Genomic DNA, 9,766 nt, shown 5'->3' on the forward strand with positions numbered 1-9,766 from the left:
CCCCGGCCGGCTGCGGCGCGGGCGGTTACGCTGCGTGGCGCCCGGCCGGCGCAACGGCGTCGACGACCGTTTCGACGAGCCCCGTCTCCAGCCGGAACGCGTGACCGGAGACGCTGACGACGAGGCCGTCCGCCGCCAGAGGATGAGCGAGCAGCCTGGCGACGTCCTGTCGCACGGTGGCGACCGGGTCGGTCACCGCCTTCGCGGTCAGCTCGGCGTCGCCGGCCCCGGTGCGGTCGGCGACGTCGCGCCGGAACGCGGGATCGGCCAGCAGGCCGGTTCCGCACTGGGTGTGTTGGATGATCGCCACGTCCATCCGGACGCCGAAGCGCAGGGCCAGCAGCGCGATGTCCTGCGTCACCCGCTCGTCGACGCGGCCCCCGGCGTTGCGCAGGACCGCGGCTTCGCCGGGGCCCAGGCCCAGGAAGCCGGCCGGTTCGACGCGCGGGTCCAGGCAGGTGAGGATCAGGAGCAGCCGGTCGGGCAGGGCTGTGGGCAGGGTGAGTCTGGTCAGGTCGGCGTGGGCGGCGAAGTGGCGGTTGCGGCGCAGCAGCTCGCTGAGCGGGACCATGGGAACTCCATTGTTGTATCTGCAACATCGGTCGGGGGGCTACGATACAGGCTGGAGGTGCATATGCAACAGGAGGCGGCGCCCGGGTCGCACGAGCAGATGCTGGCGATGGCGGACCGGTGTCTGGGCAGACGGATCGCACGACTGCACCGGCTGGTGTCGCGGCGGTTCGAGGCGGAGTTGCGGGAGTGCGGTCTGACCCACCCCCAACTGGAGGTCCTCTCCGAGATGGCGTTGCACGGCGCGCCGGCGCGACCGTCGGAGATCGCCGGTTGGCTCGGCCTGGAGCGCTCGACGATCAGCCGCAACCTCGACGTGCTGACCCAGCGTGGATACGTGCACGCGGCGGCGACCTCCTCGGCGGGCCGGACCACGCGGGTGTCCGTCACGGACGCCGGATACCGGGCGCTGGCGACTGCCGCACCGGCCTGGCGGCGGGCCCAGGCGTGGCTCAGCGAGGCCGTCGACGCCGATGCCGGGCAGGCGCTCGACCGCTGGCTGAACGCGCTCGACCTCGAGCCGCACGAGAAGTGAGCGGGTGCGCCGCCGGATCGGGCTGATCCCCGGCCGCGGCGGTCGCCGTTGTAGCCGACGTTCCTCACGGTGACGGCCGAGCCGGTGAAACCCTACGGATCGTGGGCGTACGCCCGACAGCGCTGGTGCGCATTCCGGAAAGACCTCGGCGACCAATGCCGAGAGAATTCCTCCGCATACAGGGCCGCGGTTGCCGATGCCGAAAAGTTCGGCCGGCCCACCCCGACGAACCCGTCACTCAAGGAAAGGACGGCCGGCGGAAAGTGGTCCCTGCCCGTACCGACCGACAAGGACGGTTGCGAAACCCCGTTGCGTTCAGGTGATCGTCGCCTGAGCGGGTCGGGTGTCGGGCAGCAGGATCGCCAGGGCCCGGCCCCGCAGGTCGGTGATCACCCACGGGTGGTTGACGTAGGTTACCTGTTCCCGGACGCCCCCGGCGGCGAGAATTCCGTAATTCTCCCTTTTTCCCCGGTAGTCCAACCAATTGATCACGATGGGCTCGTCGCGCCGGTTGACGAACCTGATTTCGGTCTCCCGGTCGGACTCGACCGAGCGCAGATCCCTCTCGTGGTCGGCCGGGAGGATGGTGACCGTGGCGGGAACAGCGGTCGGCGCCGGGCTCGCCGGTGGTCGCCGTGACGGGGGGAGCGAAGCACGGGTGGGGCTGGGCTCCACGGAGACCGGGATCTGCGGCCTCGGTGGGTACCAGCCTGGATTCGTGACGGCGACGGATGCCGCACCGGCGTGCACCTCGGCCGGATCTGTGGTCGGCCGCAACAGGCCCACGAGCGACACGCCGGACACGATGCCGGCCGCGCCGGCGGCCAAGCCGGTGGCGATGAGGCGGTACCGCCGGGACAGGTGAATCCGGTGGCGGACGTCTCCCGACACCACCCGTCGCGGCGCCGGCGTCGCGCCGACACGCCGGCCGGTGTCCGGCGAAGGATCGCCTGGGGGAGTCACGGGAGTGTCCTCGAACATCTCAACCTCTTGACGGCGCGCCGGAAACGGGATTCACATTCTGCACACCAGGTAATGCATCGTCAACGTCGGTGATCCGGCTACCGGGATCACCTTATAGTTCATTAACCTTGCCATGTTCGCGTGGGAGGGCTCCCATTTCCTGAGGGCGTTGGCGCCGTTCGGAACGAATGCCCGCCGTCGCCGGAGCAGGCCCACTGGCGATTTTATTCAGATCACCTCAGTCTCGTCGGTGATCACCATGCGCGTATGCATTCGGTTCGCCTTTGGCCGCACTACTGGCGAATCCGACGACAACTATCGGTGAATAAAATATCCGGTCGGCAGGGTACCCGCCTCGCATCGGGCAAAGGTCGGCGCACCCATCGGCGGAAGTGCGCGCACCCGATCATCGTGCCGCGTACGGACCGTGGCCGCCGCGACGACGACCTCGTGCACCGACTGCCCGGTACTCCAGGGTTGCCCGACTCGAACCCCATACGGAGCCGGCGAAGGGGCGTGCCCGGGTGTCGTGTCCGGTCCGGCGCCCGTTTCCCCCGAGCGCAGGATCCGGTTGGCGCCGACGCGCCGTCCCGGGTCTGGGTCGTACTCGACGATGTCGATCCCGAGTCATGATCGTCATCCTCCCGGGTGCGGCTGCGGACCGCGGCGGCATGAACCTCGCCGTGCACGCCGCTGCGCCCGCCGGTGACCGGTGCCGCTCCACGGTCATCTCCTTCAATGATCCGGCATCCGTCCCGGTCGGCCGACATCAAGTGTTTCAGGAGAGGCGCGGTCTCATTCCGGGGACGTTTCGGGGGAGATCATTCCGTTTCCAGCGGGATGTAACGTCGCTCACTGATCAACTTCTCGACGTATCGGATGTTGCTGACGTGGATACTTCTTTTTAACCGGGCCGGACGGTCAACCGCAGCTCAGTGCGTTGGGTGGGCCTGTCGATTAAATCCGATGCCAAGGTCGCAATGGAAAAGCTACAACCGGGAAACATTGACGCCAATCCAGACGCGGCCACGGTGCTCGCGCATCTTCGACTTTTGCTGTTTTGTAGGGGGCGGCACCGAATCCACGGTGCTGAATGCCGAAGATCTGGGAGCATTCATGACGGCACCCCCCGTACCGTCGGCCGGGCCGGGCACGCGCCTGGCCTGGCGGAAGCTGCAGCGCTCGACGCGCGTCGCGATCATCGCCGCGCTCGCCGCGACCGTCTTCTACCAGCTGTTCCTGCTCAACCCGGCGTACCGCGGACCCACCTGGCTCTGGGTCGCGATGCTGGCGGCCGAGGGTCTGACCGCCCTGCACCTGGTCGGCACATGGTGGACCATCCTGGCCCACGACGACCAGCCGGAGCCGGTGGATGTCGTCGTCTGGCGCAACCGGCTGCGGGCCGGCGCCGACGTGCCGGCCATCGACGTGTTCGTGACCGCCTACGGGGAGGATCCCGCACTGGTGCGGGCCACCGTCCTCGCCGCCCGCGACATGGACCTGCCCCACCGCACCTTCCTGCTCGACGACGGCGACAGCGACGCATTGCAGCGGATCGCGGGGCAGGCCGGCATCGGATATCTGCGGCGACCGGGTGGGGCCCACGCCAAGGCCGGCAACGTCAACGCCGGGCTGGCCCGTACCGACGGCGAGTTCGTCGTCATCTTCGACGCCGACCACGTGCCCGAGCGCAACTTCCTGCTCAGCATCCTGCCGCACTTCCAGGACCCGGATGTCGCGTTCGTGCAGTCCCCACAGTCGTACACGAACAACGTCAACCTGGTCGCCACCGGATCCGGCGAGGCCCAGCGCATCTTCTACGAGCTGGTCTGCCCCGGCAAGAACCACTTCAACGCCGCGTTCTGCGTCGGGACGAATGTCATGTTCCGGCGGGCGGCGCTGGACGGCATCGGCGGCATCTGGACGGGCAGCAACTCCGAGGACATCTGGACCTCGATCGAGCTGCACAAGCGCGGGTGGAAGTCGATCTACGTGCCCCAGGTGCTGGCCCGAGGCCTCGCCCCGCAGGACGTCCCGTCCTACCTCAAGCAGCAGATGCGGTGGGCCAGTGGCGGCTTCGAGGTACTGCTCCGCGGCCGGCTGCTCAAACGCGGCAGCGGCCTCACCATCGACCAGCGCCTGCAGTACCTCTTCTGCGGCACGCACTACCTGCTGTCCCTGGCGATGCTGACCTTCATGTTCTTTCCGTCGCTCTACCTGCTCTTCGCGCTGAGCCCGATCCGCGCCGACGGCTTCGCCTGGGCCACCCACTATCTGCCGTTCCAGGCCGCCGTGCTCCTGGTCACCTGGTTGCAGTCGGGCGGGTTCAAGCTGTCCGCGATCGTGGCCAGCATCGGCGCGGTTCCCGTGCACCTGCGAGCGCTGGTCGGCGTGCTGCTCGGCCGGCCGGCGAAATGGAAGGCCACCAACGCCGGCGGCGACGACGCGCGGTCGCTGTGGGCCGTCATGCCGCTGGTCGCCCTGCTGCTGCTGAACGCCACCGCCATCGTCGTCGGTGTCCTGGTGATGGCCGATCCGGCGCCGACCTGGCTCTCCGTCGGCTGGGCGAGCATGATCGTGCTCATTCTCGGTCGGATGATCATCGAGTCGGTCACCGGCGGCCGCATCCGCCGCCGGTTCACGACGCCCGCCATGCCCGGGGTGGGTACCCACCCGCCCGTGACCCGGGAGCTGCCCGCATCGCCACGGACCGGCCTGGAGTCCGACTCCGAGCCCCAGCCCGTCCCGGCCACCGCCTGACCTGCTCCTCGTCATTCGGCGCGGGACCGGGTCCCGTCGCGCGCCAGTGGCGACCGGACGCCGGGCTCGACGGCGCCACGATCCCTCCGCCGTCGCGGCCCGCGACCGACGAGACGACACACCCTCCGAGAGAGGCCTGACCATGAGCACCACCATCGAGAAGACCGGTATCGACCCCCATCCCGTACCGAGTGAGGCCGAACCGCCCGGACCGGCGCCGGCCCCGCCGAGAAAGCGGTGGCGGGCTGTGCTGCGATTCGTGCGCACCCTGGCCGTGGTCCTGATCCTGCTGGCGTCGGCCGTCGCGGGCGGCACGCGCATCGTGCGGCAACGATACGCCGAGCGGAACATGCTGGACGCCGGCACGGCGGTGCTGGCCGCCCAGCCGATCACCGTGGGTTCGCCCGACGCCTCGGTCGTCAACCGGGTGCTGATCGCCGATCGCGACAGCGTGACCGCCGGCGCGCCCGTCGTCACGATCACCCACACCGCCGCCGGCGGCGGGCCACGGGTGCAGCAACTGAAGGCGCCGGCTGCCGGCATCGTCACCGAGATCAACATCGCACCGGGGCAGATCGCCCGAGCCGGCGAACCGATCGTCACCCTGTACGACCCGTCCCAGCTCACCTTCCGCGTCGATGTGCCGCTCGAGACGCTGCGCGAGCTCCGGCTGGGGATGACCGCCTACGTCTCCGGGCCCGGTCTGCCCGGCCGGATCGCCACCATGCTCGAAGAGGTCGAGCCCAAGGTCGGCAGTGGCGGGGCGACCGCGCCCTCCGACCTGCTCACCGTCGTGTTGCGGCCCGACCCGGCCGCCCTGCCGACCGTGCGCACGCTCGTGCCGGGACTCCGGTTCCACGCCGTGGTGGACACCACCACGGCCGTCGGTGCCACCCCGGCGGTGAACAGCGCATGATCCCTCGTGTCCTGGCCGCGGCCGTGGTGGTGACGGCACTCGTCACGGTGGCCGCCTGCTCTGCCGAGCCGGCCGGTCGAGCACCGGCGCCGGACGCCGGCCCGGTCATGGAGGACGTCTCGGCGTCTCCGATCGGCGTGCCCAAGGTGTCCGGTGACGGCAGCATCGCCGATACCCTGCCGGCCGCGGACCGGCCGACGAAGAACCCGGACCAGGCCGGTGGTCTCGCCGGCCGGGCGGTCCCGACCAACCAGTGGTGGAGTTCCGCGCTGACCGGACCGCGTACCCAGCCGATCTGGACGCATCCGCTGGCGGTGCGAGCCGCTGACGTGGGCGTGCAGATCAGCGGCGCGCCGGTCACGGCCTCCGCCAACGCCGTCACGACGCCGTTTCTTCCGGCGCTGACCGTCGGCGCCGCGACCGGGGCGGTGCAGGTCGCCGGCTACGGCGCGTTCCACGTCGTGCTGCGCGTGGGCCTGGCCGGTGGGGGGTCGGTCGACGCCACCCTGGTGCAGGGCAGCCCGGTGGTCTGGCTCCGCTTCCAGGGCGCGACGCCCAGCCTGACCGGCGCCTTCCGGGACGTGGGGAGCACGGCCTCACGTGTCCGGCTCGACATCGCCGGCGGCCGGTGGGACGTCATCGGCGACGGCCTGGGCCTCAGCGGCGCCACGGTCACCGGGTCCGGTGAGAACCTGGCCGTCGCCCGGGTGCCGGACGGCAGCGACCGGGCGAGCTGGGAACGGGCCAGCACCGCCGATCCGGTGGTGCAAACCACGGCGGCGATGGACTACGACGCCGCGGCGGGGACGGTCACCCAGACCCTCACGGCCCGGCGAGCCGGCGGCGGCGCCGGGGTGTGGGCGCTGTTGCCGCACCAGCAGAGCGGGCTGCTGGCCGGACCGGCCGCCGTGGCCGGTTCCTACCCGGACGCTCGCGGGACGATGTCGCTGGTCTCCGCCGACACGGTGCGGGTGCGGGTGCCGATGCCGGGGCTGCTGACCGCCGTGCCGCAGGTGCCGCTGAATGCGGCGGCGAGCCGCGCGGTCCGCGACGACCTCGGGCGGGACCTGGCGGACCCGGGGGGCGCGGGCGGCAGCTACTTCGGGCTCAAGGAACTCGGCCGGCTCGCCACCATCGCCGAGGTGGCGGCAGCGGTGGGTGCGAAGGCGGAGCGGACGGCGGCGCTCGCCCGGCTGCGGCCGCTACTGATCGACTGGCTGACCTGCTCCGGGCCGTCCGACGGGCGCTACTTCGGCTACGACGGGACGTGGGGCGGGCTGATCGCCGTGCCGGCCGAGTTCGGCGCCCAGGACTACAACGACCATCATTTCCAGTACGGCTACCTGGTCCGCGCCGCATCCGTGCTGGCGTCGGCCGATCCGCTGTTCGCCCGCGACTACGGCGACGTGATCGACCTGATCGTCCGTGACTACGCCGGGTCGCTCGCGATCGGGCCGGCGTCCGGGCTGCCCCCGTTCCGCGCCTTCAACGCCTATCTGGGCAGCTCGGCCGCCTCGGGCTTCGCGCCGTTCGCCGACGGCAACAACCAGGAGTCGTCGAGCGAGGCGGTGGCCGCGTGGGAGGCGGTGGCCCGCTGGGGGCTGGTCCGGGGCGACAAGGCGATGACCGGGTACGGCGTCACCCACTACGCCATGGAGGCGGCGACGGCCCGGATGTATTGGCTCGGCGCCGGGCTGACCCGGCCGCCGGGATACGCGCACACCACCGCCGGGATCGTCTGGGATGCCAAAATCGACTACGCCACCTGGTTCGACCCGAAACCGGAGTCGGTTCTCGGCATTCAGCTGCTCCCGCTGACCGCCGGCTCGTTCTACCGCGGCCCGTCCGAGGCCCGCCAGCGTGAGCTGGGTGCCCGCCCGAGCGTCTGGGGCGACCTCTTCGCCGCCGACCTGGCGCTGTCCGACCCGGCGGCCGCGCGCCGCCGGCTCGACGCGGGAGTCAGCCGTGAGGACAGCACCAGCCGGGCGATGGTCCGCTACTGGGTCGAGGCGCTGGCGGTGCTCGGCCCACCACAGCCCGGTGTTCCCGCGCCGCTGGGGTCGCTGGCGTTCGGCTCGACCGGCAACTCCCGGGTGGTCCGGCCGCCGGCCGGATAGAGCTGTCACCGGGGTGCGCGGCACGAGCGCGCACCCCGGTCAGCTCCCGCGGTAGCTCGGGCCGCGGGCGCCGGTGAGCGACTTGACAGGCCACCAGGCCGGATGTGGCCGATGAGCGCGGCGATGATCCAGACGGCGGCGCGGATGCCGGCGAGGTCCGCGATCGGGCCGCGACCACAGCCTGCTCACCTACCGCCCTGGCCGAGGGTTCGAACGCATCCCGCGTGCCCGCCGGGGAGGACCCTGACCAGCCGGGTCCGGTCTGCGGGGGTGGCTCAGCGGCCGTTGGAGATCTGCTGGGTGCAGTTCTCCCGGCGCGGCTCGTCGCGCCAGAGGCAGATCTGAACCGTGATCGGCTGCCCCCCGATGGTGGTGGCGACTGCCGGCGTGTGGACGTAACCCCGCTCTGTCGTGGCCAGCGCGCTGGCGCAGCTGCGCCAGCGGCCGTCGGGGGTGCTCCACCGGATGCGGGCACCGCCGGCGTGCGGATCCTGGTCGTCGGACCCGGCCCGTCCCCAGTAGTAGGTCCGGCCGTCGTGCCGGGCGTAGCGGGCCGAGCCGTTCATCTGGTCGAAGTCGAGGGTGGGACTGAGCCGGGTGGCCCGGTCGTCGTCGAAGAGCGCCGGGGTGTTCGCGATGATGTCGTCGTCGGTGGCGCCCAGCCGGCACTCGGCGTCGGCGGCCACCGGTGCCGGCCGGGTTTCCGTTGCGGACGGCGGCGAGGGTTTCTCGCTCTTGCGATCGCCGAGGACAAGAAAGGTGCCGATGCCGGCGAGCAGCACCGAGCCGGAGGCGGTGGCCACCAATGGCCACCGCCTCCGGGGTCGGCGAGTGGTGAAGTACGCGTCGATGACCGGGGGCTCTACGGGCTTGAGGCGCGCCGGCACGGTGCGCGGCGCCTTCTCGTCCGCCTGCCGTGCCACGTCGGTGAGCGCCGCGACGTGGGCGCTGGCGACCCTGAGCCGGTCGGCGTCGTCGTCGGTGAAGGGCAGATCGGCGATCTGATGCGCGGCTCGGGCGACCGCGATCACCAGGACCGGATCGGTGATCCGGCGCGGGTCGCCGGCGAGGACCGCCGCGATGTCGTCCTTGTCGACCGACATTCCGGGGGCAAGACGATGGGTACGGATCACCTCGGCCAGGTGACGCAGCGAGGCGGCCTGTCGGCGCCGCCGCGGCGGCGGTGAGCCCGGCGGCGGGGTGTAGACGCCATCCCGGGAGGCCTGTCCCACGGCCGCATTGAGCTGAGAGGCCAGCAGTTGGGCGGTGTCATGGACCTTCTTCCACCACGGTGGCAGCGGTTCCGTCGATGAGGCATTCATCGATACCCATTGTGTCAGGCGGAGTCGAGCCGGGTACGTCAGGCCGTGACCGCTCGCCGTCGGGGGTGCGGTCAGCCGAGCGGAACCGGAGTACGGTGATCCTCGGCCCGGCCGTGCAGAGCGCACGGCAGCCCCGGCTCGCGGGCGCACAACACCCACATCGCGGTAGCGGTGAGCAGGTACATCCGGTACGGGGAGGCACCCGAGACGTCCTCGGCGGACACCCGTGCCCCGCTGCGGGGATAGTGGTTCAGGTTCGTCGCCGGAGCGGTGGTGCCCTCGGCGTACAGCGCCCGGCCTCGGTACGGCTCCACCGTCGAGTCGAAGACGACCAGGCTGGCCTGCGGCCGGACGGCCAGGTTCAGCGAATGCCGGGCGTCGGTCGCCGACACCCAGTAGAACTCGTGCAGCGCGTCCCCCGGCGCGAAATAGACCGGCGAGGTCCACGGCAGGCCGTCCGCATCCGCGGTGCCCAGGGTCAGATACAGGTTCGTCGCGATCAGCGAGCGCGCGTACTCCCGGATGTCGTCCACCGGTCCAGGCTGCGCCCCACCGGCGCCCGCCGCCACCGGGCCGTCCCCGG

At 71.2% G+C, this 9,766-nt stretch carries 8 protein-coding genes; 4 read left to right on the top strand and 4 right to left on the bottom strand.

Features of this window, described 5'->3' with window-relative positions:
- Positions 1–25: 25 nt before the first annotated feature.
- The gene (locus ACSP50_RS19960) at positions 26–571 is read right to left on the bottom strand and encodes a carbonic anhydrase (protein ID WP_014691068.1); all 546 of its coding nucleotides are present in this window, start codon (positions 569–571) and stop codon (positions 26–28) included.
- A 63-nt stretch (positions 572–634) separates the two neighbouring features.
- On the opposite strand from ACSP50_RS19960, the gene ACSP50_RS19965 reads away from it, so the two are divergent.
- The gene (locus ACSP50_RS19965) at positions 635–1,105 is read left to right on the top strand and encodes a MarR family winged helix-turn-helix transcriptional regulator (protein ID WP_014691069.1); all 471 of its coding nucleotides are present in this window, start codon (positions 635–637) and stop codon (positions 1,103–1,105) included.
- Between the two features lie 315 nt (positions 1,106–1,420).
- Here ACSP50_RS19965 and ACSP50_RS19970 read toward each other — a convergent pair whose 3' ends face one another.
- On the bottom strand, positions 1,421–2,068 hold the full coding sequence (locus ACSP50_RS19970; RefSeq protein ID WP_157432787.1) for a hypothetical protein: 648 nt from the start codon (positions 2,066–2,068) through the stop codon (positions 1,421–1,423).
- A 1,116-nt stretch (positions 2,069–3,184) separates the two neighbouring features.
- Here ACSP50_RS19970 and ACSP50_RS19975 point away from each other — a divergent pair.
- The 3 genes from ACSP50_RS19975 (at position 3,185) to ACSP50_RS19985 (ending at position 7,861) form a co-directional block, all read left to right on the top strand.
- The gene (locus tag ACSP50_RS19975; RefSeq protein WP_014691071.1) at positions 3,185–4,828 is read left to right on the top strand and encodes a glycosyltransferase family 2 protein; all 1,644 of its coding nucleotides are present in this window, start codon (positions 3,185–3,187) and stop codon (positions 4,826–4,828) included.
- Between the two features lie 247 nt (positions 4,829–5,075).
- Positions 5,076–5,744: an HlyD family efflux transporter periplasmic adaptor subunit gene (locus ACSP50_RS19980; RefSeq protein WP_157432788.1), complete on the top strand. Its 669-nt coding sequence runs from the start codon at positions 5,076–5,078 to the stop codon at positions 5,742–5,744.
- Positions 5,741–7,861 (top strand): glycosyl hydrolase, encoded by a 2,121-nt coding sequence (locus ACSP50_RS19985; protein ID WP_014691073.1) that lies wholly within the window; start codon positions 5,741–5,743, stop codon positions 7,859–7,861. The genes ACSP50_RS19980 and ACSP50_RS19985 overlap by 4 nt, the downstream gene beginning before the upstream one ends.
- Before the next feature lie 275 nt (positions 7,862–8,136).
- Here the strand turns inward: ACSP50_RS19985 and ACSP50_RS19990 are convergent, their stop codons facing one another.
- Positions 8,137–9,183: a hypothetical protein gene (locus tag ACSP50_RS19990; protein ID WP_014691074.1), complete on the bottom strand. Its 1,047-nt coding sequence runs from the start codon at positions 9,181–9,183 to the stop codon at positions 8,137–8,139.
- Between the two features lie 71 nt (positions 9,184–9,254).
- Entirely contained in the window at positions 9,255–9,716 is a 462-nt protein-coding gene (locus tag ACSP50_RS19995) for a pyridoxamine 5'-phosphate oxidase family protein (RefSeq protein WP_043511769.1), read from the bottom strand.
- Positions 9,717–9,766: the final 50 nt, after the last annotated feature.

It is taken from the genome of Actinoplanes sp. SE50/110, assembly GCF_900119315.1.
In the GTDB taxonomy this organism is placed as follows: domain Bacteria; phylum Actinomycetota; class Actinomycetes; order Mycobacteriales; family Micromonosporaceae; genus Actinoplanes.